The organism is Malonomonas rubra DSM 5091 (assembly GCF_900142125.1).
Taxonomy (GTDB): domain Bacteria; phylum Desulfobacterota; class Desulfuromonadia; order Desulfuromonadales; family Geopsychrobacteraceae; genus Malonomonas; species Malonomonas rubra.
On sequence record NZ_FQZT01000016.1, the window covers coordinates 25942 to 50525 of the forward strand.

Below are 24584 nucleotides of genomic sequence, written 5' to 3' on the forward strand. Positions count from 1 at the left end.
AAGGAGACAAGCCAATGAGCGTTTTGGTTGGAAAGCAAGCCCCTGATTTTACTGCAGCAGCCGTTATGGCTGATGGTTCTATAAAAGAAGATTTCAGTATTTCTGATTACAAGGGCAAGTATATTGTCCTGTTCTTTTACCCCCTTGACTTTACCTTTGTCTGCCCGACCGAGCTGATTGCGTTCAGCCACCGGATCGCCGAGTTTGAAGCGAAAGGCGTTCAGGTTATCGGTTGTTCCATAGACTCCCAGTTTACTCACATTGCCTGGCGCAACACCCCGGTCAGCGAGGGTGGTATCGGTGAAGTGAAGTATCCTCTGGTCGCTGACGTCAAGCATGAGATCTGCAAAGCTTATGATGTTGAATTTGATGCCGCTGGTGTCGCTTTCCGTGGTTCTTTCCTGATCGACCAGGAGGGGACCGTCCGCCATCAAGTTGTCAACGACCTGCCGCTCGGCCGCAATATCGATGAGATGCTGCGCATGGTTGACGCCCTGCAGTTCCACGAAAAGCACGGCGAGGTCTGTCCAGCAGGCTGGAATCAGGGTGACAAGGGCATGGTTGCCGACGGCGCAGGTGTTGCGAATTATCTGGCCGAAGAGGCTGAAAAGCTCTAACTCAAAATATTTCTATACAGCTTTCAGGCTGTTGTTTAGCATCACTTAAAAAAGGCGACCTCATGTGTCGCCTTTTTTTTGTTGATTATTAAGCTATAATAATTGTAAATTTAGTGTAATATTAGTAGTTCCCAAAAAACGGTTTCTCTTTGGAAGCAAAACTGGGCTTCTGGAACAAGAAAAAAAGTAGCAGCGGTGCCATTGCCGCGGTATGTCAGTTCCCATTCGGGACCAGTGTCGCTTCTGTTCAACGCAAGGCACAGAGCATACCGGAGTTGCAGCATGTCAGCTGGGATGCTGCGGTTGCACCGCAAGAGCGCACCGACGCGTTGAGGTCGCTGGTGAAACAGCAATCCTGGCAGGGGCGGTCAGCCGTCTCGGTTCTGCCGCCAGATTTTTATCAGTTGATGCAGATTGAGCTGGCTGCCTTGCCGCTTGAAGAACGTCGTGATGCCGCACGCTGGCAAGTGCGGGAGATGCTTGAGTTTCCGGTTGAACAGGCAGTTGTTGATATCTTCGATGTCGCCCCTTTCGGTGGTGAAAAGATGCCGCTGAGCTATGTTGTTGCTGCAAGGTTAGGGCTTTTGCGTGAACGCTATGAAATGCTCAGCGAAGCCGACCTTGATCTTACGGCAATCGATATCCCAGAGTTTGCCCTGCGCAATCTGACCGACCTGTTCGCCGAGCAGGACGACCGGGGAACGGCGATTCTTTATCTGGAAAAGCAGGGTGGTTTGCTGACCATTGCACGTGATGGAATCCATTACCTGACCCGTTACCTCACGTCAGGCATGGACGATCTAATCCCTTATGCCGATGGCGATTTCGAAGCGCTGACCGAGCAGCTTGATGGGATTGTTCTGGAAGTGCAGCGTTCTTTCGATTATTGCGAGAGCACCTATCACCTGCCCATGGTTTCTCGTCTGCTGGTTGCTCAGAGCGAGCGCGAAATCCCCGCAGTGAATACCTATCTCAATGATTATTTGGCAACCCGGGTTGAATCATTCAGTTTCGATTCGGTCCTGCAGCTCCCGGAAGGGGTCGAGCAGATCGAATTGAACCGGCACCTGCTGGCGATCGGCGGCGCATTACGGCAGGAGGGCGAGTGATGAGACAGCAGATAAACCTGTTTCAGGCGGTCCTGATCGACAAGCCGGAGCCGTTGCAGGCGGCCCAGCTTAAATTGATCCTGCTACTGTTTCTTGCCCTGCTGGGACTGCTGAGTCTGTTCGGTTGGTGGCAGCTGAATTCGGCAGCAGGTGAACTGGCGGGATTGCAGCAACAGCAGCAAGGGTTAGAAAAAAAGGTTCAGCTGCTGGAAGAAAAATACCCCGAACGCCGGAAAAGCTCTTTGCTGGAGGAAGAACTCAGGCGGAGTGAGCAGAGACTGGCCGGGCAGAAGCAGCTGCTCGGATATTTCTCCGATCGCAGTGAGCAAGGTAACCAGATCTATCTAGAAACCCTGTCTGGATTGGCACAGTATCGGACTAAAGGGGTCTGGCTGCGCCGCATTCAGCTGAGTGCTTCCGGGCAGGCCGTTGCCTTGGATGGCAGCGCGCTGAAACCGGACCAGGTGCCGCAGTATTTGCAGCTGCTCGGCAAAGAAAACGTTCTTGGCGGCAAGGTTTTTTCCCGCTTGGCACTGACTCGGCTAAACGAACAGGCCGGGAGTGTCGATTTCAGTCTTGAGTCCTTAACGGAGGAGCAGCAGTGAAAACAGCGTCGATCAAAGATCTGCTTCAGTGGTACGAAAGTCGTCCACTGCGTGAGCGGGTGATGCTGCTGATCTGCCTGTTGGTCGTGCTGTTTTTCATCTGGGATACGCTGGTGATGAATAATCTCAGTGTACGTAGAAAAGATTTGCAAAAACAGAGTCAGCAGTTAAAGAACGAGATAACTCAGCTGGAGGCTCGTCAGCAGATAGCGGAAGGCCGCAAGGGTTATGACCCGGACCGGGAAAATCGTCTCAAACTGGAACAGTTGCAACAGGAGCTGAAAGAAAACAGACAGCAGCTTGAAAGCAATATCGACAGTTTGATTTCGCCACAGGATATGGCCGAGTTGCTAAAAGAACTGTTGCAGAAACAGGCCAAGTTGACTTTGCACAAACTGGAAAATCAACCGGCAGAGGCTTTGTCGCTGGGCGGCGCTACTGCTGACGCTGATGTCGACCTCGGTCCGGTCCTCTATCGGCATCGCCTCCAGCTGGAGTTCTCCGGTGATTATTTGGCGACACTGGAGTACCTGAAAAAGCTTGAACAGCTTCCGCGCAAGTTGGTTTGGGAAGATTTGGAAATCAAAACTCAGACGTATCCTCGCGCCTATGTGCGATTGTCGGTTTACACCCTGAGTATGGACAGGGGGTGGATCGGTGGTTAACAGGTTCTTGCTGATACTTCTACTGTTGGCCCCTGTTTGTGCCGGCGCGGCCAAGCTACAAGACCCGATGCGACCGCTTGGATACCAGGTGCCGGCAGCAAAACAGCAACCTGCTGGCGAGGCTGAGAAAAAGCAGCGTGAATGGCGTTTGGGAGCCGTATTGATAGCTGCCGACCGGAGCGTTGCCGTGATCAACGGGCAGTCATTGCAGCTTGGTGAAAAATTAGAAGGGTTCAAACTGATCAAGGTCGAGCCTGACAGTGCGACGCTGCAGCGCAAAAACAAAAAGATTGTTTTGCACCGGGCAGGTACCGGTTTGAAAAAGGCATTCTTGTCACGGGATGTCGGGGAAGGGAGTCAACCGTGAAATTGTCGTTTATAAAACGAATTGGATTGCCGGCGATGCTGTTGGCCGGACTGGTGCTGTTTGCCGGCTGTGCTCCGGCGCCGAGAGGCGGCGAAGCGCTCAACGCGATCAACCAGAGCCTGGCAGAGCCGCAGCAGGTAGAAACGGCAACTGTTCCGCCTCCGCCCCCGGCTGCAGTCCGCTCGGCTTTGATCCCACAGGCGCAGCAACCGGTCGCTGCTTCTCTGCAACCTGCTCCAGAGGCCCGATTCGATATCGCCGCCAGCGAAATACCCGCGCGCGAGTTTTTTATGGGACTGGTTGAAGGCAGTTCCGTCAACATGGTCGTCCATCCCGATGTTCAGGGAGAAATCAGCATCGATCTGAAAAAAACCAGCATCGAAGAGGTGCTGAATGTTGTTCACAATGTTTACGGCTACCCTTATTTCCGCACCGGCAATATTTATCAGGTGATGCCGGCCGACCTGCAGGCACGCACCTTTCAAGTGAACTATCTCAACCTGATACGCAGAGGGTCTTCCGATACTCGCGTCAGTTCCGGCCAGGTGACCCAGGTTGATGGTGGAGATAATGGCGATAACGGCGGTGGCAGCTCACAGACTGAAAATGTCTCGGGTAGCCGTATCGAAACGGAATCGACGGCAGATTTCTGGGGTGAACTGAAGCAGGCGATTGTCGGCTTGGTCGGCAACGAAGGCGGCCGCAAAGTGATTGTCCAACCGCAGGCGAGCGTGGTGGTTGTGGTTGCCATGCCGGATGAACTGCGTTTGGTGGAAAACTACCTGAAAACGATCCAGAGCAACCTGCAGCGGCAGGTCGTGATTGAAGCCAAAGTGATTGAAGTCAGCCTCTCGGATGGTTTCCAAAGTGGCATCAACTGGGGCGCGTTGGGGCAAGACAGTAATGGATACAGTGTTCTGACCGGTCAGACCGGCGGAGGTAGCGCTTTCAGCAACGGGACGGGCAGCAATTTAACCACGGGAATCGCTGGAAACAGCGGCGACCTGACTCCGGGTGAGAGTTTACCTGAAGCCTTGGCGACTTCCGCTTTCGGCGGCATCTTCAGCCTGGCGCTCAATTTCAACGATTTCCAGGCTTTTATCGAGCTGATGGAAAGCCAGGGGGATGTCCAGGTTCTTTCCAGCCCGCGGATTTCCACCGTCAACAATCAGAAGGCGGTGATTAAGGTCGGATCGGATGAATTTTTCGTCACCGATATCTCCAGCGATACGACGACCGGAACTACCACCAGCAGTTCAACCGATGTGACCCTGACGCCGTTTTTCTCAGGCATTGCCCTCGACGTGACACCGCAGATCGACGCCGCAGGCCGGATTACCCTGCATATCCATCCGACAGTCAGCGAGGTCGTTGATCAGACCAAGGAGATAAATATCTTCGGAGTGAACCAGTCAATTCCGGTGGCTTATAGCACGGTGCGCGAGTCGGACAGCGTAGTGCATGCCAGCAGCGGGCAACTGGTGGTGATCGGTGGCCTGATGCAGGACAAAACCGTGACCAATGAGGCGGGCGTTCCGGTGTTGAGCAAAATCCCCGGCCTTGGGGCGTTGTTCCGCCAAAGCCAGACCAGTTCTGCCAAAAGCGAACTGGTGATTCTGCTGCGCCCGCAGGTGATCGGCAGTAACGCCGATTGGTCGCAGCGGATCGATACAACCCGGCAGCGGATCGACCAGCTGGCCCCTCAGTTCCAGCGGGATTGGCTGAGCTACTAGCGAACGTTATCAAGCGGGAACAGCCGATGTATGAGCAGTTTTTCGGCCTTAAAGAGAAACCCTTCTCCCTGACGCCGGACACCGAATATTTTTACCGCTACAGCGGCCACCAGGAAGCGTTGAATGTGCTGTTGGTGGCACTACGCAACGGTGAAGGATTTGTCCGCGTGGTTGGCGAAGTCGGCACCGGCAAAACACTGCTCTGCCGGCAGATGCTCCGTATCCTGCAGGATGATTGCGAGACGGTCTATCTGCCAAATCCTCTGTTGACCCAGCTGGAACTTTACCAGGCGATCGCCAGCGAACTGCAGCTCGATGTTCCGGCGGCAGCCACAGTACAGCATCTGAATCAGCATATTCTGGAAGCCTTGATTCGATTGCGCGAGCAGGACCGGCCACTGGTGGTGCTGATTGACGAAGCGCAGGCAATGCCTTTCGAGAGCCTGGAAGCGTTGCGGTTGCTGAGCAATATCGAGACGGAAAAAGAGAAATTGCTGCATATCTTCTTTTTTGCTCAGCCTGAGTTCGAAGAGCGCCTCGCGGAAAGACAATTACGGCAGCTGCAACAGAGAATTACTTTTTCCTATTGCTTGCCGCCACTCAACGAAGAAGAAACTGCGGGCTACCTGCAGCATCGCCTGCAGGTAGCCGGGCATCCGGATGGACTGCTGTTTAAACCGACCGCTGCAAGTTTGTTGCACAAAGAGAGCCGCGGCTATCCTCGTTTGATCAACCTGCTGGCTCACAAAGCGATGCTGGCAGCTTACGGCAAAGGGCGAAAAAAAATCGACAGGCGTCTTGTGCAGATGGCGATCGACGACAGTCGCAATAAGAAAAATTTCCTCGCTGGCGGGCGTGCGCTTTCAATGGTGTTGGAAGTTGGTACCGTCCTCAGTGTGGCTGCAGTGACCCTGTTTCTGCTGAAGGTGCTGCTATGAGCCTGATCAACCAGATGTTGCGCGATCTTGAAGAACGGCGCCAAGTAGAAAACCGCCAGCAGTCGGGTGGAGAGCCCGCCCCAGTCGTAACTTCTTCGGCTGGTTTTCGGCGCCATCTGCTGCTTTTGCTAGGTGGGGTGTTGTTGGCAGTAGTGATCTGGGGTGGCAGTGAGTTTTTGCGGCAGAAACAAGAGGACGTGCCGGGTGTCGGCCCCCTGTTTGTTGTTGAGCAGAGGTCTTCGGTAGAAAAGGTTTTGCCTGTCAGCAAACAGGAACCGAAATCGGTTCCTGTGCCGGTCCAGCCGAAATCTGAGCCAGTTGTGATCGTGGCTGTCGAAGCTGAAAAAGCCTCTGTGGCTCCTTCTCCTTCTCCTGCGCCAGAGCCTCCGGCAGTAGAGAAGAAAAACGAGAATGTTTCGCTGCCGCAAAAGGAAACGCCTGTTGTTGCTGAGTCAACATCGACAAATGTGGAGGACGCTCGATTCCGCAAGAAAACTGCCCCACTGAGTCCGGAAGAACGGGCACAGGCTCTTTACCTGCAAAGCCTGTCGGTACTACAGCAGGGGGACGACGTTGTTGCAGAAAACAACTTGCTGCAGGCGCTAGAACTGAATCCGAACCATCAGGCTGCGCGTTTACAGCTGATCAATTTGCTGCGACAGAACAACCGTGTGGCGGAAGCGTTTTCTCAGGTTGAAATGGGGCTGCAACTGCATCCGCAGAGCCATATGCTGCGAAAAGATATGGCGCGCCAGCTGCTATCAGCAGGGCGGTTGGATGAAGCTATCGCAACGTTAAATTATACGCCGTTCCCGGCGATGGCACAGGACTTGGAATATCACGCACTGCTTGCAGCCTTGTTGCAGGAGTCTGGCGATTATCAGCATGCGATCCCGATATATCGGGGCTTACTCAGTTATCAACCGCAGGAGTCGATGTGGTGGCTGGGACTGGCGATCTCCCTCGATCAGAGCGGTGATGCCGAACAGGCAAAATCAGCCTATCTGAAGGTGGCCGGGCAACAGGGCCTGCGCGCTGATCTGGCAGATTATGTGGCAAGTCGGTTGCAGGCTCTGTAGCCTGATTTCAAGAGGATAGAGGATGGCAGAACCGAGGAAAAAAATTCGTATCGGCGACCTGATGGTTCGCAACGGGGTTATCACGGAAGAGCAGCTGATGCACGCCCTGTCGGTGCAGAAGAAAACCGGGGCCAAGCTCGGCAACACGCTGATCGAGCTGAACCTGGTCACGTCGCAGCAGTTCCACGAGTTCCTTGCGACCCAGCTCGATCTGCCCTACATCGATCTGAAGCATTACAACTATCAATCCGAAACGGTGCGGATGATGCCGGAGACCGCAGCGCGCCGGTTTCGTGCCATTGCTCTGTCAGTGGAGAACGAGCGGATGCTGGTCGGCTTGGCTGATCCGACCGATCTGCATGCCTACGATGAACTGGCAAAAATTCTCAAACGCCCTGTCGATATTGCGGTGGTCAACGAAGCCGAGCTGCTCAAGGTTCTCGATACCGTTTACCGGCGGACGCAGGAAATTGTCAATATCGCCGAGGAGTTGGGCGAAGAACTGGCGCAGGGTGACAGCAATCTCGACCAGTTGCTGGCTGAGGCCGATGTTGAAGATGCGCCGGTTGTGCGCCTTCTGCGATCGCTGTTCGAAGATGCGATTCAGGTCGGCGCTTCCGATATCCATATCGAGCCGGATGAGAAAGTGTTGCGCATCCGTCAGCGGATCGACGGTATTCTGCATGAGCAGGTGATGAAGGAAAAACGCATCGCTCCGGCGTTGGTATCGCGGCTGAAGCTTGTTTGTGGCCTCGATATTTCCGAACGGCGACTGCCGCAGGACGGACGTTTCAACATCCGTGTCAAAGGCAAGAGTGTCGATATCCGTCTTTCCACCATGCCGCTGCAGTATGGCGAGTCGGTGGTTATGCGTCTGCTGGATCAATCCGGCGGCTTGCTGCGGCTGGAGCAGGTCGGGATGTCGTCGGAACTGCTCAAACGATTCCGTCGGCAGTTGCATCGCCCGAACGGATTAGTGCTGGTCACCGGCCCGACCGGTAGCGGTAAAACGACCACGCTTTATGGCGCGCTGAATGAGTTGAACAAGGAAGAGAAAAAAATCATCACCGTTGAGGATCCAGTCGAATACCGGCTACCACGGATTAACCAGGTGCAGGTTCATCCGAAGATCGGACTCGATTTCGCCCGTGTTCTGCGTGCCGGCTTGCGGCAGGACCCGGACATCGTCATGGTCGGTGAGATGCGTGACAAGGAGACCAGCGATATCGCCCTGCGCGCGGCGATGACCGGCCACCTGGTGCTTTCGACTCTGCACACCAACGACTCGGTCAGTACTGCGCTTCGGCTGGTTGAGATGGGAACAGAAGGTTATGTGGTTGCCAGTTCGCTGCGTGCTGTTCTGGCCCAGCGGTTGGTGCGGCGGATCTGCTCCAGCTGCCAGAAGGCCGATCCCTTGGATGCCGCCAGCCGCAGTTGGCTGGAAGCTTACGATGGTCAAATTGAACTGCCGCTGGATCAGGCTCAATTTATGACCGGAACCGGCTGTCCGTCCTGCAACAACACAGGCTACTCCGGGCGGATCGGTATTTTCGAACTGCTCGAGATCGACTTCGATCTGGCTGATGCCCTGCGCCGTAACGACAGTGCCGACTTTGCCGAAAAGGCACAAAAGCAGCCCGGATTCCGCAGCTTGGCTGAGAGTACCCTGATGCTGGCGTTGAACGGTGTTACCAGCATGGAAGAGGTGCTGCGGATTGCAGGTCAGATTGATGAAACCAGCATGTCGGGGCAGAAATCAGAGGTTGTACGACCGGAAGATGTGGTGACAAGCGAGTAAACGACTGATGCCTTTTTATCGCTACAAAGCCAGGGACAGCAGTGGCAAGCTGCTGGAAGGGCAGCTTGAAGCTGTTTCGGCGGAAGCGCTGGCCAACCAGCTGCAGGCCGGCAATATGTTGCCGATCAATATTGAAGAGACTGTGGGCAAGCAGGATCTGCCGATTGGTCAGTTGCTGAAGCGGCGTAGGACCAAGGTCGGACTGGATGATCTGATCCTTTTCTGTCGTCAGATGTATACGTTGACGGCAGCGGGGGTGCCGATTACACGTGCCCTGCGTGGGCTGGTTGATACGGCGCGGAATCAGACTTTGGGCGACGCGCTCGATGCCGTGGTTGATGACCTCGAATCGGGCATGGAGCTGTCCGGCGCTTTTGCCAACCATCCTAAGGTTTTCCCCGGTCTGCTCTGCCGCCTGGTGCAGGTTGGTGAGGCGACCGGTAAGCTGGACGAAGTCTTTCTTCAGTTGGCGGTTTATTTTGAGCGGGAAAAAGATACCATCAACCGGGTGAAGTCTGCGTTGCGCTACCCGACCTTTGTTGTTATCGCCATATTTTTCGCCATCATGTTTATCAGCCTGTTCGTTATTCCGGCGTTCGAGAAGGTTTTCTCCGGAATGGGTGCAGAGTTGCCACTCGCGACCCGAATATTACTAGGTATTTCAGGGTTCATGCAGGCGAATTGGCCATTCGTTATTGGCGGAGTCGTACTGACGATTGTTGGGATCAAGCAGGGATTGAAAACCGAGCAGGGACTTTATGTCTGGGACCGCTACAAACTGAAAATCCCTTTGGTCGGCGATATTATCCTAAGGTCGACCTTGGTGCGTTTTTCTCGGGCATTCAATATGAGTTTTACTGCCGGGGTGCCGTTGACGCAAGCGCTTGGTTTTACCGCACGCTCTGTCGGAAATGTGTTCGTCGGTGAAAAGATTGAAAGTATCCGCAACGGTGTCGAGCGGGGGGACACTCTGACCCGCAGCGCGACCCAGACCGAGATGTTTACTCCACTGGTTCTGCAGATGCTGGCTGTCGGTGAGGAGACAGGCTCTGTCGATACCATGCTGGAGGATGTCGCCCAATTTTACGAGCGCGAGGTCGATTACGACCTGAAGAACCTTTCCAGCGCCATCGAGCCGATCATGATCGTGATTATTGGTGGGATGGTGCTGGTTCTGGCGCTCGGCGTATTTTTACCGATGTGGAATCTGTCAACTTTAGCAAGATAAAAGTTGATTAATAAACAAATTTAAGAGATACTCATAAGTGAATGTTTATTTTAGCAATTTGACGCAAATACGCGGACAGCGGGGATATACCCTGCTCGAAATTGTCGTTGTCATTGCCATCATCAGCATTCTTGCTGCTTTTGCTCTTGATAAATACGCTCGTCTGCTGGTTGACGTGGAGCGTACGTCAATGCAACACGATCTTGGAGTGATGCGCAGCGCAGTCAGTATGCAGTTCGCCTCACATTTTGTTGCAGGGGATGTGCAAGGACTGAATGCTCTGATTGACACTAACCCGATGGACCTGCTGTCGGAGAAACCGAGCAACTACCTTGGCGTATTTAAAGCAAGCGAAGCAGGTAAGCTTGAGGCGGGCCACTGGTATTTTGACAACGATAACAGAGCCTTGGTTTATCTTGTCAGGCACGTAGAATATTTTGAGACCAAATTGAGACCGAAACAGGCACGATTTAAGATTTTTCCTGTTTATTCCGAAAAGCAGAAAGAGAATAAGAAAAAACTGTTTCTCGCTGGTTTAAGACTTAAAGCGATAGACCCTTACCGTTGGATAAGAGAATAAATTTAACAGACATTTATCCTGCCACAAAAAATGGCAGAGCACTAAAAGGAGCTTATTGATGCGTAACGAAAAAGGTTTCACCTTAATCGAACTGGTTGTCGTTATTGTTATACTCGGCATTCTGGCCGCCGTTGCAGTGCCGAAGTTTGTCGATATGCAGATTGATGCACGCAAGTCAGCAGTTAACGGCCTTTACGGTGCCGTCCAAAGTGCTTCTGCGCTGGCCCATGCTCAGGCGCTAGTTAAAGGGCAGACCGGTGCAGCTGGAGAAATTGATATGGAAGGTGTAACGATTGAATTGATCAACGCTTATCCAGCTTCAAACGATGATGGTGATAAGGGAACGGATATTTCTGATGCTGTCAATATCGATGGTTTCACTTACACTGCTGGTGCAACAGGTACATTTGTCCTTGATGGGTATTCCGGAAGTAACGGTTGCGAGGTGACTTACGCTGCTGCCGGCGCAGGTGGAGTGCCAAGTATTAATGTTGATGATGATTGCGATTAGTTGATCTGTTTTACAAGCAACTTGGTCGTAACTAAAAGGACCCCAAAAGCGAAATCCAAATTTTTGGGTTTCGCTTTTTGTTGGAGCATTCATTTTTTCAAGGAACAAATTTGTAGTGATGAAACAGGAAGCGGGATTCACTCTGGTTGAGCTGGTTGTTATTATTATCCTGCTTGGGATTCTCGCAGCTTTTGCCCTTCCACGTTTTGTCGATATCGAGACTTTTCGCGCCCGCGCTTCTTATGATGAAGTCGCGGGTGCGCTTCGTTATGCCCAGAAGCTTGCTGTTGCCAGCGGTTGTAATGTTCAGTTTGTTGTCTCCGGGAACAACTTCGCGTTGCAACGGCCTGCTGCAGATTGCAGCGATACCTCTTACATTGATATCAGTGGCCATCCGGTCAGTGGCAACAGCGTTGACGTCGGCATGACGTCCAGTCATTCCAGTTTCATCTTCGACCCAATGGGGCGAAGCTCTGAGACGGTCACTCTCACTATCGGCGGCACTGAAACGATCAGGGTCGTTGCTGAAACCGGCTACGTGGATGCGCCATGAGCAGACGAGTTTTGCATAACCAATCGGGGGTGACCCTGATCGAGCTGATCGTGGCGATGATTGTCATTTCGATTGCGGTTGGCGGCGTTCTGCTGGTGATGAATTACACCACTCTGCACTCGGCAGACCCGGTGCTTAGGCACCAGGCTATTGCCATTGCTGAAGCTTATATGGAAGAGATTACTCTGAAAAATTACCGTGATCCGGATGATGGTAGCCTTTGCCCTGCGGCTGAGGCAAGCCGGTCCTTATATGATAATGTCTGTGACTATAATGGATTAAATGATTCAGGGGCCCGGAATCAGACTGGGACGGCGATTGCAACCTTGGCCAGTTATAGCGTGTCGGTTACGGTTGGCTCTTTGAACTACGGACCGGCAGGCAGTCAGGTTGCCGGACTTCAGATCGATATCATAGTAACGGACCCTGCCGGCGAGGACTTTACTCTGACCGGTTATCGTGCTGACTACTGAGGTTGAATTGACGACTCGGCTAATTTCAAATCATCGAGGTTTCACCCTGATCGAATTGATCGTCGTTATCGTGATCGCTGGAATTCTTGCGGCTATGGGCGGCATGCTGATTGTCAAGCCGGTGACCGGTTACGTCGATTTAGCTCGGCGCACGCGTTTGGTCGATCAGGCAGAGATGGCGCTGCGCAGGATGCAGCGCGATATTCGACACGCTTTGCCGAATAGTATACGGATCGATGTCTCCGGGCAGTATCTTGAAGTTTTGAACACGGTCGGCGGGGGGCGCTATCGACGTTACCCGGATCCTGGTGGAGGCAGTGATATCCTCAATTTTGGCTTGGATGACACAAGATTTGATGTTCTCGGCTCACTTAGTCAACCACCTGTGACGGGTGACCAGTTGGTGATTTATAATGTTGCTCCGGCGGGAGCAAGCAGTAATGCCTATGCGGCGACAGCTGACAACAGGGCAGCGATTGCGGCAGGCAGTGATCAGAATAGTATTGTCCTATCTCCAGGGTTTCAGTTTGCTCATATCTCTCCTCAGCAACGTTTCTTCATTGTCGATCAGCCGGTCAGCTATGCCTGTGAAGGGGGAGCCTTGAATCGTTATGACGGCTATGCGATCAGCGCTGTTCAGCCAACCGCTACGCTCTCCAACCCCGACCTTGTGACCGATGGAGTCAGTTCATGCCTGTTCAGCTATGATCCGGGGGCGAGCCAGAGAGCAGGGCTGGTGACATTGCAGTTGTCACTGAGTGAAGCGGGGGAGACAATCACCCTGTTGCATCAGATTCATGTGGTGAACGTGCCATGAAAAATTTTTCCGTTCTGAAAAACGAATCAGGTTTCACGTTGGTTCAAGCTGTTTTCATTCTCGTTGTTCTTGCTGTGCTCGGGGTTGCAATGATGAGGTTGAGCGGAATTCAGAGTTCAACCAGTATTTTTGCTCTTCAGGGAGCGCGTGCTTACCAGGCCGCTCGAAGCGGCCTTGACTGGGGAGCGTCGAGAGCGAGCATAGGGAGTTGCAGTACCGGAAGTAGTTTTGCCATAGGTGGATTCAGTATTTCGGTCGATTGTTCCAGCCAGTCTTTTAACGAGGGGAGTGGTCCTTACGATGTTTACACAATAAAGTCCACGGCAACCTTTGGAAGTTATGGCAGCCCTGATTATGTCTCCCGGCGACTTGAAATGAAAGTTGGCTTTCCATGATTGGCTCATTTTTGAGAAATGCTCTTATTGGCTTTGCGCTGCTGGGTTGTGTTTCCCCTTTTTCTCCCGTTGCCCACGCAGCTTGCTCTCCCTATATTGGGTTGGCGACGATCAACGAGGTTAATGTCCATAACCAAAGTGCCAATGCTGGGCCTTATTTTGTCGAAATAAAAGCGTTGTCTAACAGCATCTTATCAGCGGCTCCTGCTCTTTGGAACGACTGGACATTGAGTATCTGCTCTGCTGAGAGCGGTAACAGTTGTCGAAACGGAATCCCTTTGTCTGCAGGAGTTTTGCAGGGGAACTGGCTGGTAATCGATCAGGATGTTATCCAATGGGATTATCTTGATCTGAATGATGGCAATGGTCACGGGATGGAAATAGTCCTCTACGACGGTAGTGGGCATGCCGTCGATTACCTGTCGGTTGATGGCTACAGCATCATTGGCTCATCCGGGTGCAGCTACCCTTATGATACCAGCTACGGTGGGGGCAACAATTTTAATATTCAACGCCAGCCGGATGGGGTCGGCGACTGGGATTCAAGCGGCGCAGGAAATTCCGGTAGCGAAACTGAAAATGACACGAACGACCAAGCCCCGGTGGACAGCCCTGATATCTCAGTTTCCGATGTGACCGCTGCTGCAGGCACATCAATGCAGTTTACACTCGAGTTGAGCGCACCTTACGATTCAGATATTGTCATTGCGTATGAAACCCTAAACGGTACAGCAATTGCCGGTAATGATTATTGGCAAGAGAGTGGTACTGTGACTATCCCCGCAGGTGAAACGTCTGTTGAGGTTTCGATTATTACCCTGCCTACGGCAACAAATAGCTCATATTTCTACCTGGTGTTAACCGACGTCGTTTCCGAAAACGCAATTATCCTGAATAACCTCGCCAAAGGAACAATCCTGCGGTTAGGGAACGCGGTTACTCATTTTCGGATGGATGAACCGGTTGGCTCTTGGTCCGGCTCTTCAGGAGAGGTCTTGGATAGTGGCGGGACATCGCTACACGGGCAGTTGAATAGCACCAGTAGTGCAGCAGCGCCGGTCGATCCGGACCCTTCTATAGACTCTCAACACTCGAGCGTCATAGGCAGTTTTTGCAATGCCGCACCTTTTGATGGCAACTCTGTCATTGAAGTTGCCGACAGTCCCCTGTTCGATTATACGACGCATCTATCGGCAACCGCCTGGATCTATCCAACAGCGTACCCGGGTAGCGGGCTGTATTCGATTCTTTCGAACGATGTCAATTACGAGTTTCATCTGAACAGCTCCGGTAAACTTTTCTGGTGGTGGCAGGCGTCAACTTTGACTTCGGCAGCGACGATTCCTTTGAACAAGTGGACTCATGTTGCTATTACCCTCGATTCAACACCCGAAGGGCGCAGCCAGAAAATTTATATCAATGGCGTTCAGGATGCGAATACGAATAACTGGCAAGGGACCCTGAGAACCAATGACTGCCAGGTTCATATCGGTGGCGATGTCAATACATCGAACTGCGCCGTGATGACGGAGAGGAATTTTCGGGGCATGATCGATGAGGTCAAATTATACGATTTTGTCTTGAATCAGTCCCAGGTGTTGATTGATATGAACTTTGGGCGATCATGTTCTGGTGCTTTTGACCATATCCGCATTGAACATGATGGTCATGCGTCGGTTTGTGCACCGGAAACGGTCGTTGTCAAAGCTTGCCTGGATGAAGATTGCACGGCGCTTTATCCAGGCTCGGTGACAGTTAACCTGTCACCAGATGGGTGGTTGGATGGGGGAAGTTTTACTTTCTCCGGAGGTATCACAACCCGGCAGTTGAGCATTGGGACTGATGGCAATGTGACTCTCGGAACAACAAGCGTTTCTCCGGTCCCTTCAGCTCCGACCCGTTGTTTTGCATCTGGGACTGAAAGTTGTACCCTTAATTTCGAACTTGCTTCCTGTGACTTCGATGCAGTAGAGTCCGCGGCTTCTCCGTTGACACCTATTTATACAAAACTTTCTGGTGTTCCCTTTTCGATCGATATTCTCGCGCTGGATGACCCGACGACACTAGATACGAAATATAAGGGAACCGTTGTGGTTGACCTTGTCGATGCGTCAGGTGTTTCTTGTCCAAGTGGTCCAGGTTTAATTTCTGCGACAGATGTTGAATTTAAAAATCCTGATAATGGTCGGATGACGGTTGCATTTGACTATCCAAACGCAGCACCAAATGTGAGAGTCCGTATGATTGTCGGTTCATCATTGCCGGCCTGCTCCTCAGATAACTTCGCCATACGCCCACAATCCTTAGCTGTTTCCTCTTCAGATGCAAATAACACTGATTTAGGTGGCTCTCCTACGATCATCGCTGGCGATCCATTTACTTTGGCGGCAACAGCGTTGCCCGGCTATGACGGTACTCCATTATTGGATGCTGCACTGGTCAGTGGGACACCACACGCAGGGAGCCTGTCCGGAGCATTCTCTCCCGCAAGTGCTGCAACCGGGATTGCAACCGGATCTGATTTCAGATACTCAGAAGTCGGTCACTTTGGTCTCGGGTTACATGCCGTGTATGACGACAGCTTTACTCAGGTTGATGCTGTGAAAAACGAGTGCACGTCCGATTTTTCCAATACTTTGAGCGCTGGAATGTATGGTTGCTCATTTGGTAGCCCGGCGATCCCATTTGTTCAAGGGAATACCGGCTTTGGCAGATTTATCCCCGCGCGTTTCAATGTTATGGCAAACAGCCCTTCCTTTGCAGCGGCCTGTAATGGTTTTACATATCTGGAGCAAAGCTTTGGTTTTCTGACAGAGCCTCAACTAACACTGACCGCATTAAACAGGGCGGGAGGTGTGACCCTCAATTATGGCGATGATTACTGGAAAATGACGTCTCTTCTTCTGAGTCGAAGTTATAGCAACAATGTTGCAGCAACAGCATCAATTTTATCGCATTCTGTTGCTGGTACCGTGGCCTGGAGCGGAACAGGTGACAGCGATGGTGTTGGTGTCGTCGATATTTCCGGAGATGGTCTGACCTACAGTAAACCGATCAGCCCCGAAGCTCCTTTTGATGCCGACGTCTCTCTTGATTTCAGCGCGGCGGACCTGACAGATGCAGATGATGTCTGTTACGACCCTGATTCTGATGGAAGCTGCGACAGTTATAGCATCAGCTCCATCAGTGGTACGGAATTGCGCTACGGTCGTCTTCTTCTACAGAATGCTTATGGTCCAGAAACCCTTTCTTTAGCGGTCCCACTTCAGTCGGAATATTACGACGGCTCTGCCTTTACCCTGAATGACCTCGACAACTGCAGCACGTACAATTCGGGAAATCTGGCCCTTGGCCCATATCAGGGAAGCCTGTCCGCTGGTGATACATCCGTATCTGGGAGCGGGACGCTTGCTGCCGGATACGGTCCCGACCTTATATTAAGTGCCCCGGGCGCCGGGAATGATGGGAGTGTCATTTTAACATTTGACCTGACTGCGGCGGGGGCCAATATGCCTTGGCTACAGTACGATTGGGACGGAGACGGAAGTGTCGATAACCCGAGCGGTAAAGCAACCTTTGGTATCTTTGGTGGGAATCAGCAAATGATTTATATGCGTGAGTCGATCTGGTAGCGTGAGCGAGCGCCAGCTGCAGCGCATCTACTGCGTCGATCTTCGATTCCCTCTTTTCTAAGAGCGCAGCTACGCCTGCAGTCTAGTTCTTCATAGCGCCTTGTCGCTTCAGCACTTCAGCGCGTTTGACGCTCGCCCAGAAGTTGTGTGGCAAAGGCGCAAAGTCGCTTTGCTTTTTGCCTTAAATTTATCCGCAAAAAGAAAGCCCCGCCGGAAAACCGGCGGGGCCATTTTATTGCAATCTTTAACTCTTTGCTTATTCGCAGAGATCGATTTTGATGTCCCAGTTCTTGATGCGCATGGTGCCGTTTTCGGCCAGGTTCTGCTGCATCTTGAAGGCACGGTCGAACAGCTGCGGCTCGTGACCAACGCCACGCTCGAGGCAGTCTTTTGCAGCCATTTCGAAGTAGTCTTCGAGGATTGGCTTGTACTCTGGGTGAGCACACTTCTCGATGATGAGCTTAGCACGCTCCTTTGGAGCAACGCCACGCAAGTCGGCCAAGCCCTGCTCGGTGACCAGCACGTCGAGGTCGTGCTCAGTGTGGTCGATGTGCGGAGCCTTCGGCACGACGCAGGTGATACCCAATGGATCGGTCTTGCTCGGGCGAACCGACGGGCTGTGCATCATCTTGATGTAACCGTTACGCAGGAAGTCACCGGAACCGCCGAGGCCGTTGATCATCCGGGTACCACCGACCAGAGTTGAGTTGGCGTGTGCGTAGATGTCGAATTCGACCGGGGTGTTCATGGCGATACAACCGAGACGACGGATCGGCTCAGGTGCGTTCGAGATCGACAGCGGACGCAGAACGATCTTGTCGAAGTATTTTTCCCAGTTGTCAAAGAAGCGCGGGAAACCCGGATCTTCTGACAGAGACAGCGAACATGCAGAGGCGTAGTTCAGGTTGCCACCGTCAAAGAAGTCGAGCATGGTGTCCTGCAGGACCTCGGTGTAAACTGAAAGGTCATGGAAAGGACCCTTGGCCAGACCGCCGACAACGGCATTCGCGATGGAACCAACACCCGACTGCAGCGGCAGCAGGTTCTCCGGCAGACGACCCATCTTGATCTCATGGCTGAAGAACTCCATGATGTGGCCTGCGATGGCTTCGGAGGTGTCGTCCATGTCGGCGAAAGCGCGACCTTTGTCACGACGCTTCGACTCGACCACGGCGATGATCTTGTCCGGGTCACAAGGGACGTACGGAGTACCGATGCGGGTGTGAGCTTCGGTGATCAGGAACGGAGCACGATGCGGCGGCTTTTGCTGCATGGCGATGTCGTGCATGCCTTCGAAAGAGGGCTGCCCGGTGTTAACCTCGATGATGATCTTGTCGCACAGATTCAAGGCTTCGGCGACGATACCACAGGAGGTGGTCAGGGCCAGACCGCAGTCTTCGGTGATAGCGGAGACTTCGACGATACCGATGTCGTAGCGACCGTTCTCGGTGTAGAAGCCATAGCCGGCGTCCTGAGCGAACAGGCCGAGGTGCTTGTCACCCATGCGGATACGACCGGCATTGATGCCTTTGGCGATGTTCTTACCGGTCTGGTAAGGCCAGCGGCGGTCGATCATGTCCAGAGTTGCCCAGCGGTCTTCAGTTTCCGCACCGACGGAAGCGCCGATGAACAGGTTGAACTTCATCTTGCCCTGCAGGTTGTTGGCTTCTACGTGATCAGCCAGAGCGATAGGCACTTCTTTCGGGTAACCGGCCGGGGTGAAACCGGACCAGAGCAGGTTCTGACCAGCCTGGAAGTACTGGATGGTGTCCTCAGCTTTGCAGACCTTGCTGAGCAGTGACTTGCGACGTACTCGACTTTCAAGTGTTCCGAATTCGGACATTCTCTCTCCTCCTATAATTAGGATAATTGGTGCCATCGGCACCTGTTTAAAAGTGCTGCTAAACAGCGATGAATCGAGATGGCGACTACGTAAATAGTTGTGTTGAAAGAATTCTAGATCCGCCGGGGGGCTTCAGGCAGGGCCGGAAAAAACCACGTGGCAGACCGGGCAATAGCACTAAAAGAACAGCGTTTTTATATAATGTGTATACAATTCAAGTCAAGGGAAAAGATAATTATGAAGATGTAATTATCACTTCTGGTAGGGGCTGTGGTTTTGCATACTGTCGACAAAAAACAGCCGCCGTGCAATTTGCTTCGGCGGCTGTTTTTATCTCTGTTAGAGCAGGAGAGAATTTAGCTGTCTTGGTTTTCTTCGGCGAGAAGTTCCATGGCTTTCAATTGGTATTCGCTGCCTGGGAATTGCTCAGCCAACTGATTGAAAATTTGTTCCGATTTTTCCTTCTGATTAGCTTTCAGGTAGGCTTTGCCCAAATAAAACAAAATTTCATCTTGGTAATAGTAGTTGGGGTATTCCTGTAATGTGCTCTCAAACCTTTTGATAGCGGCTTGATAGCTCTTTCTTTTCAGGTAAAAGTTGCCAACGTAAACTTCATGCTCGGCCAAACGGTTACGGCAGCGCTGAATCAGCATCTCAGCTTCTTCTGCTTGTGGATACTCAGGATAGCGGCGCAGCAATTCTTCAAATGACCGCATGGCGTTCCTGGTGCTGGTCTGGTCGCGGTCAGCGGACAGTATTTGCTGGTAATGGCTTAAACCCAGACGGTACAAAACATCATCCAGCCGATTGTCATTGGGATGCTGTTTTAAAAAATCTTCGTAAGCGGTTGCCGCCTCTTCATAGCGCTCGGCCTGGTAATAGCTTTCAGCAATTTTCAGCTCGGCCAACATGTTCAGAGCAGGAGAGTAGTAGGTGTCGCGCACTTTTTCCCAATGGCCGATCGCATCTTCGTAGAGGCCTGATTCGTACGCTTCTTCACCTTTCTGAAAATATTTTTCAGCAGTATTGTCGTCAGCGTTCTTGGGGCTGCTGCAGGCCGCAATAAAGAGGGTAAAAGCAATCAGAAACAGATATTTATGAGACATTAAGAATTCCTTTGTCAGTGTTGGATGACAAGAAGCTACGGAATCTCTCGAGTTTTGTCAATCACTCTTGTTGGCTGTTGGCGTTCGTGCAGATTTGGCTGTGGGAAAAGGGTGGCAGGGAACGAAATCCTGCATCCGATTGACAGTATAAGGCGGCTCCACGATAATAGAGCGCTTATTGATTTTCCTGTTGCTGCAATTGGGTATTTACATGCAATTGATCTATATTGGCATCTTCGGCGGCCTCGGTTGTATCAGTCGTTTTCTGATGTCCGGCTGGACTTATCAGTTGGCTGGTCGTGGTTTGCCGTACGGCACGTTGCTGGTCAATGTCGCAGGCTCTTTCCTGCTTGGGTTTCTGGCGACTTTCGGCCTGCGCTCGACTTTGCTGTCTGCCGAGTTGCGGGTTGGTCTGAGTGTCGGCTTCATGGGGGGCTTCACGACTTTTTCCACTTTTTCCTACGAGACGATCAAGCTGATAGAAGAGGGCAGTATCTGGCAGGCTGGCGCAAACATTCTGCTGAATGTCGCCCTCTGCTTGGTGTTTGCCCTGCTCGGTGTCTGGTTGGCGAGGCAGCTCTAAGGGGGATTTATGGGACGTTTGGATGGTGAGCAGGTGCTGATGAGAATTTTCATCGGTGAGTCGGATCGCTGGGAGAATCGCCCGCTACATAAGGTTCTGGTTGAATTGTTCCGCCGCGAGGGCTTTGCCGGAGCGACGGTTCTGCGCGGTGTCGCCGGGTTTGGTGCTGCCTCGGTGCTGCATACGGACGGCCTGCTGCGGTTGTCACAGGATTTGCCTTTGGTGATTGAAGTCGTTGATAATGAAGAGAAAATCGAAGCGATCCTGCCACAACTTGATGACATGCTTCAGGGTGGGATGATTACCTTGGAGAAGGCGCGCGTTATCCGTTACTCCAAATAAAGAAAGATAGATTTTAAATGATCAAACACTTACTGAAGGTATTTGCCCCTGCCACAGAGCGGGAAGCGAGAACGCAATTCGACCGGATTCCACTGGCTGCTGCTGTGCTGCTGCTGGAAGTCGCACATGCCGATGGCGATTACCATGTCGAAGAAGAAGCGCTGATCGGCCAACTGCTGAAAGAGCATTTCAATGTCGCTGACGAGCTGCTGGCCGAACTCCTCGAATTAGCCGAAGAAACCCGTAGCGATAGCAGTGACCTGCATCAGTTTACCCGTGATATCAATAAAGCCTATAGCCAGCCGGAAAAAGAGCAGATCATCGAGGCTGTCTGGCAGCTGGTGTATGCCGATGGTCGCCTCGATCACTTCGAGGAGGCGCTCATGCGCCAGCTCGGCACCCTGATTGGCCTGTCGCATCGTCAGTTGATCGATGCGAAATTGCGGGTCAGCAAGGGGTGAGCAAACATCTGACCCGTATTGTCGGCTGGGGGCATGAGCTGCTCGCAGAAAAAATTAGCAATGGTCAATTAGCGGTCGACCTGACCGCCGGAAATGGTTATGATACGCTAATGTTGTGGCGGCAGGTTGGGCCATCCGGGCAGGTGATCGCTTTTGATATCCAGCAGGAGGCGCTGACCTCGACTTGCCTGCGCTTACAGGAGCAGCAGGCCCCGGTTCGACAGTGGGCTGAAGGCTCAGGCGTCTTGGTGGCGCAAGCCGGGGTTGATCTGATCGCCGCTGGACATCAGGATCTGGCCACTTATTTGCCGGGGGCTCCGCAGGCGATTGTTGCCAACCTGGGCTATTTCCCCAGTGGCGATAAAAGCATTACGACTTTGCCGAAGACAACGTTGCAGGCGCTGTCACAATCTGTCGAGGTGCTGGCACCTGGCGGTCGTTTGGCTGTGGTTGTTTATACCGGCCATCCCGGTGGTGAAGAAGAGGGAAGGGCGGTCGATCGATTTTTTTCCGAGCTGGATGAAGTGAATTTTCAGGTGTTGCAGTTGCGGGTGCTGAATCGCCCCGATGCACCATACCTGCTGGTCGCAGAAAAACGCGAGCGGAAATAGTTGAGTATGAGTGGAGGGATGATGCTACGAAAAAACGACAAAAAAACAGGGGCGGTGCGGGTTCTGGCTGCGGTGCTTCTGGTTCTGAGCCTGACCGTGAGCAGTCTCTGGGCTGCTGACAAAGGTGGAGTGAAAACACAAGTTATTCCGGCGGGGCAGATCAACGATCAGTTCGATGCGGACTTCGCGGATGATTTTGATAATGAATTCGACGATGCTGGCGATGTGGAAGAGATCCTTATCAGCGATCCTCTGGAGCCACTGAACCGAGGCTTTTTCTGGTTTAATGACAAGCTCTACTTTTACCTGATGAAGCCAGTAGCCAGAGGCTATCGTCTGATTCTTCCTCAGTCGGCGAGGATAGCCGTCGGCAATGCCTTTTACAATGTTGCTACTCCGGTTCGTGCAGCGAACGACGTGATGCAGTTCAAGTTTAAGTCGCTGGCGACTGAGCTCTATCGTTTTATCGTCAACAGTACGGTTGGACTTGGCGGCCTGTTCGATCCGGCCGCAAAGCTGGCCGGCGTTGAAAAAGTGGATGATGAAGATTTTGGCCAGACCCTCGGTTATTATGGCACGGGGCATGGCTTTTACCTGGTGCTGCCGGTTATTGGCCCTTCCAGCGCTCGTGATGCCGTTGGCAGCCTGGTCGATACCTTCGCAGATCCGATCCGCTATGCGAATATCACCACTTTGGAATACTACGGGGTGAAATCCTTTCGCGTTGTGAACAGTTTGTCACTGGATCGGGACACCTATGAAGGCATCGTACGCGACTCCCTCGACCCCTACCTGTTTGTCCGCGCCGCCTATGCCCAGCGTCGAACAGCGCAAATTGGCAAGGTTGATTACAATCTCTATGATATACTCACGTTCGAAGATGATTTCTGGGATGAAGACTTTAATCCATTCAAGTGGCTAGGAAATTAATGATGAAGAAAGTTCTATTCGCTTTTAGTTTGTTGTTGCTGTTTGCCCCCATGGCCTTGGCGATTCCTCAACCGCAAGCCGAGGTTGAGATGATGGTCAGCTCTGTTCTTGATGTCCTGCAGCAGGAAAAGCTTTCGCTGGAAGAGAAAAAGGCCCAGGTAAGCGGCAAGGTTCAGGAGTTCCTCAATGTTTCTTCCATGTCGCAACGGACCCTCGGTGCACACTGGCAGGGTGCGACGAATGAACAGCGCCAGCGTTTCTCTGAATTGTTCGTCAAAGTTCTGGAAGGGACCTATCTGAACCGGATCGGAGACTACACCGATGGCGAAGTACAATACCTGAAGCAGCGAGTCAAAGGTGATAAGGCCATTATCGACACAAAAATCGTCACCGGGGAAATGTCTATTCCCGTGCAATACAAGATGATTTATGTCAATGAGCGTTGGCAGGTTTTCGATGTTATCATCGAAGGCGTCAGCCTGATTCGCAACTATCGTGCAAGTTATGGCGAGATCATCCGTAAAGAGGGTTACGAAGGCCTGTTTGCTTTGATGGAACAGAAGGTGATTGCCATGCAGGGGACTGCAGGAGAATAACAAGATCTAGCTTTTAGGAAAATATATGCCGCCCCGTGCTCGGGGCGGCTTTTTTGTTAGAAATTCCTTCGTCCGGTTAACTGCTTTGTTCGCCGGCTTTCAGTTCGTGTTTTCAGCGATAACCTTCCCCTGGCTGACAAACGAGATTCCCTGGCCTGATCGAGCCCCGATCATTACGCTTTCAATGATAGGTGCATTGATTGCTTTGGAGGCCGCCCACCTGACAATGAAGTTCGCTCCGAAGCCACCTGCTTCGTCACTTTCTTTTATGGAAAAGTGATGAGATGCAAGGGGAGCAAGAGCTATTGGTTTGGGGGCATATTCCTTCAAAGAGTGGCCACTATTATCAAAATATTCTGCTGAGAGAATCGTTATCGGGTTATGCAGGTCGGTATTTCTGATACTTAGCATTGCCGCCAGGTTGAACGGGTGCTCTTTGGGGCCGGTAAAAACGTGTGAATAAATAGCGACATAAACGGTTTGCCCGGAAGATAGACTTATTTCTTCTGCCGAAAAAGCAGGAGCTGCGAACATCAACACAAGAGAAATTAGCGCGGCGAGCTTTTTCATTTTTAGATCCTTTGTCGTTTTAATTCTCTAACCACCGGTATGCTTCGTCGGAGCATTTAAATACCTGAACTTCAAAACCATCTTTCTCGGCGAGGGTTTGATACATTCGAGCAATCCCAAATTCTAATAACGACTCAACAACAATTGCTTTGCGTACTGGCAGGTAGTGATCAATAAATTCATCAAGGTGTTTTTCAAGAAGAGAAACAGAATTGTAATTTGCGCCTTTGAGATCGGCATCGGTAATATCTGTATAAATTCTTAAATCAGGCTTGATGTTGAACTTTCTCATTTCTTTAAAAATTGACGCGAGATCAGGGATGCTGCAGGCGCCATGCAGAATTTGCCGCATAAGGTTTCTTTTGCTGTCAAAATTTAGATCTAAATTCATTTCCTAGCCTGTTTGTTAAATTTAACACAAACGCATTTTCTGAAGGGGTGA

At 52.0% G+C, this 24584-nt stretch carries 27 protein-coding genes; 23 read left to right on the forward strand and 4 right to left on the reverse strand.

From position 1 onward, the window contains the following. The first annotated feature begins 14 nt into the window (after positions 1 to 14). The 17 genes from BUB13_RS15655 to BUB13_RS15735 all read left to right on the forward strand — a co-directional run bounded on the left by BUB13_RS15655 (position 15) and on the right by BUB13_RS15735 (position 17100). The gene (locus BUB13_RS15655; RefSeq protein ID WP_072909709.1) at positions 15 to 617 is read left to right on the forward strand and encodes a peroxiredoxin; all 603 of its coding nucleotides are present in this window, start codon (positions 15 to 17) and stop codon (positions 615 to 617) included. A gap of 149 nt (positions 618 to 766) precedes the next feature. Next, the gene (locus BUB13_RS15660) at positions 767 to 1726 is read left to right on the forward strand and encodes a type IV pilus biogenesis protein PilM (protein ID WP_072909710.1); all 960 of its coding nucleotides are present in this window, start codon (positions 767 to 769) and stop codon (positions 1724 to 1726) included. Next, on the forward strand, positions 1726 to 2331 hold the full coding sequence (locus BUB13_RS15665; RefSeq protein ID WP_072909711.1) for a PilN domain-containing protein: 606 nt from the start codon (positions 1726 to 1728) through the stop codon (positions 2329 to 2331). Before BUB13_RS15660 ends, BUB13_RS15665 begins: the two co-directional genes overlap by 1 nt. After that, positions 2328 to 2996, forward strand: a complete 669-nt coding sequence (locus tag BUB13_RS15670; RefSeq protein WP_072909712.1) for a type II secretion system protein M — start codon at positions 2328 to 2330, stop codon at positions 2994 to 2996. The genes BUB13_RS15665 and BUB13_RS15670 overlap by 4 nt, the downstream gene beginning before the upstream one ends. Then, on the forward strand, positions 2989 to 3363 hold the full coding sequence (locus BUB13_RS15675) for a hypothetical protein (protein ID WP_072909713.1): 375 nt from the start codon (positions 2989 to 2991) through the stop codon (positions 3361 to 3363). The genes BUB13_RS15670 and BUB13_RS15675 overlap by 8 nt, the downstream gene beginning before the upstream one ends. After that, the gene (gene mshL / locus BUB13_RS15680; protein WP_244151890.1) at positions 3360 to 5096 is read left to right on the forward strand and encodes a pilus (MSHA type) biogenesis protein MshL; all 1737 of its coding nucleotides are present in this window, start codon (positions 3360 to 3362) and stop codon (positions 5094 to 5096) included. The genes BUB13_RS15675 and mshL overlap by 4 nt, the downstream gene beginning before the upstream one ends. Before the next feature lie 26 nt (positions 5097 to 5122). After that, positions 5123 to 6034, forward strand: coding sequence for an ExeA family protein (locus BUB13_RS15685; protein WP_072909714.1), 912 nt, complete (start codon positions 5123 to 5125; stop codon positions 6032 to 6034). Next, positions 6031 to 7113, forward strand: a complete 1083-nt coding sequence (locus BUB13_RS15690) for a tetratricopeptide repeat protein (protein WP_072909715.1) — start codon at positions 6031 to 6033, stop codon at positions 7111 to 7113. Before BUB13_RS15685 ends, BUB13_RS15690 begins: the two co-directional genes overlap by 4 nt. Before the next feature lie 22 nt (positions 7114 to 7135). Next, complete coding sequence (locus BUB13_RS15695; protein ID WP_072909716.1) at positions 7136 to 8911, forward strand: GspE/PulE family protein; 1776 nt, start codon at positions 7136 to 7138, stop codon at positions 8909 to 8911. Between the two features lie 7 nt (positions 8912 to 8918). Beyond that, the gene (locus tag BUB13_RS15700) at positions 8919 to 10139 is read left to right on the forward strand and encodes a type II secretion system F family protein (protein ID WP_072909717.1); all 1221 of its coding nucleotides are present in this window, start codon (positions 8919 to 8921) and stop codon (positions 10137 to 10139) included. A 37-nt stretch (positions 10140 to 10176) separates the two neighbouring features. Then, on the forward strand, positions 10177 to 10719 hold the full coding sequence (locus BUB13_RS15705) for a prepilin-type N-terminal cleavage/methylation domain-containing protein (RefSeq protein ID WP_072909718.1): 543 nt from the start codon (positions 10177 to 10179) through the stop codon (positions 10717 to 10719). Positions 10720 to 10777: 58 nt separating this feature from the next. Then, positions 10778 to 11230: a pilus assembly FimT family protein gene (locus BUB13_RS19410; protein ID WP_072909719.1), complete on the forward strand. Its 453-nt coding sequence runs from the start codon at positions 10778 to 10780 to the stop codon at positions 11228 to 11230. A 118-nt stretch (positions 11231 to 11348) separates the two neighbouring features. Next, entirely contained in the window at positions 11349 to 11783 is a 435-nt protein-coding gene (locus BUB13_RS19295) for a GspH/FimT family pseudopilin (protein WP_072909720.1), read from the forward strand. Next, positions 11780 to 12256, forward strand: a complete 477-nt coding sequence (locus BUB13_RS15720) for a type IV pilus modification PilV family protein (RefSeq protein ID WP_072909721.1) — start codon at positions 11780 to 11782, stop codon at positions 12254 to 12256. Before BUB13_RS19295 ends, BUB13_RS15720 begins: the two co-directional genes overlap by 4 nt. A gap of 7 nt (positions 12257 to 12263) precedes the next feature. After that, positions 12264 to 13073 carry a type II secretion system protein gene (locus BUB13_RS15725; protein ID WP_072909745.1) on the forward strand — a complete coding sequence of 270 codons (810 nt, stop codon included), beginning with the start codon at positions 12264 to 12266 and terminating at the stop codon, positions 13071 to 13073. Further along, a complete protein-coding gene (locus tag BUB13_RS15730) occupies positions 13070 to 13468 on the forward strand; it encodes a pilus assembly PilX family protein (protein WP_072909722.1) in 399 nt (132 codons plus the stop codon). Before BUB13_RS15725 ends, BUB13_RS15730 begins: the two co-directional genes overlap by 4 nt. Beyond that, the gene (locus BUB13_RS15735) at positions 13465 to 17100 is read left to right on the forward strand and encodes a DUF6701 domain-containing protein (RefSeq protein ID WP_084092201.1); all 3636 of its coding nucleotides are present in this window, start codon (positions 13465 to 13467) and stop codon (positions 17098 to 17100) included. Before BUB13_RS15730 ends, BUB13_RS15735 begins: the two co-directional genes overlap by 4 nt. 256 nt (positions 17101 to 17356) lie before the next feature. On the opposite strand, the gene BUB13_RS15740 is transcribed toward BUB13_RS15735, so the two are convergent. Then, a complete protein-coding gene (locus BUB13_RS15740) occupies positions 17357 to 18943 on the reverse strand; it encodes an acetyl-CoA hydrolase/transferase C-terminal domain-containing protein (RefSeq protein WP_072909724.1) in 1587 nt (528 codons plus the stop codon). A gap of 356 nt (positions 18944 to 19299) precedes the next feature. Then, on the reverse strand, positions 19300 to 20049 hold the full coding sequence (locus tag BUB13_RS15745; protein WP_072909725.1) for an outer membrane protein assembly factor BamD: 750 nt from the start codon (positions 20047 to 20049) through the stop codon (positions 19300 to 19302). Positions 20050 to 20260: 211 nt separating this feature from the next. Between BUB13_RS15745 and crcB the strand changes: the two genes are divergently transcribed. From crcB to BUB13_RS15775, 6 genes are read left to right on the forward strand one after another with little or no spacing between them, the layout of a single operon-like run. Next, positions 20261 to 20632 carry a fluoride efflux transporter CrcB gene (crcB, locus tag BUB13_RS15750; protein WP_072909746.1) on the forward strand — a complete coding sequence of 124 codons (372 nt, stop codon included), beginning with the start codon at positions 20261 to 20263 and terminating at the stop codon, positions 20630 to 20632. A gap of 9 nt (positions 20633 to 20641) precedes the next feature. Continuing rightward, positions 20642 to 20974 carry a DUF190 domain-containing protein gene (locus tag BUB13_RS15755; RefSeq protein ID WP_072909726.1) on the forward strand — a complete coding sequence of 111 codons (333 nt, stop codon included), beginning with the start codon at positions 20642 to 20644 and terminating at the stop codon, positions 20972 to 20974. Positions 20975 to 20991: 17 nt separating this feature from the next. Further along, a complete protein-coding gene (locus BUB13_RS15760) occupies positions 20992 to 21435 on the forward strand; it encodes a tellurite resistance TerB family protein (protein ID WP_072909727.1) in 444 nt (147 codons plus the stop codon). After that, positions 21432 to 22046 (forward strand): tRNA 5-(aminomethyl)-2-thiouridylate-methyltransferase MnmM, encoded by a 615-nt coding sequence (mnmM, locus tag BUB13_RS15765; protein ID WP_072909728.1) that lies wholly within the window; start codon positions 21432 to 21434, stop codon positions 22044 to 22046. Before BUB13_RS15760 ends, mnmM begins: the two co-directional genes overlap by 4 nt. Positions 22047 to 22067: 21 nt before the next feature. Next, a complete protein-coding gene (locus tag BUB13_RS15770; RefSeq protein ID WP_072909729.1) occupies positions 22068 to 22976 on the forward strand; it encodes an MlaA family lipoprotein in 909 nt (302 codons plus the stop codon). Positions 22977 to 22978: 2 nt separating this feature from the next. Next, positions 22979 to 23572 (forward strand): MlaC/ttg2D family ABC transporter substrate-binding protein, encoded by a 594-nt coding sequence (locus BUB13_RS15775; protein ID WP_072909730.1) that lies wholly within the window; start codon positions 22979 to 22981, stop codon positions 23570 to 23572. Between the two features lie 99 nt (positions 23573 to 23671). Here BUB13_RS15775 and BUB13_RS15780 read toward each other — a convergent pair whose 3' ends face one another. Continuing rightward, the gene (locus BUB13_RS15780; protein WP_072909731.1) at positions 23672 to 24142 is read right to left on the reverse strand and encodes a DUF3124 domain-containing protein; all 471 of its coding nucleotides are present in this window, start codon (positions 24140 to 24142) and stop codon (positions 23672 to 23674) included. Between the two features lie 19 nt (positions 24143 to 24161). Then, positions 24162 to 24494, reverse strand: a complete 333-nt coding sequence (locus tag BUB13_RS15785; RefSeq protein ID WP_161947661.1) for a hypothetical protein — start codon at positions 24492 to 24494, stop codon at positions 24162 to 24164. Positions 24495 to 24584 lie beyond the last annotated feature (90 nt).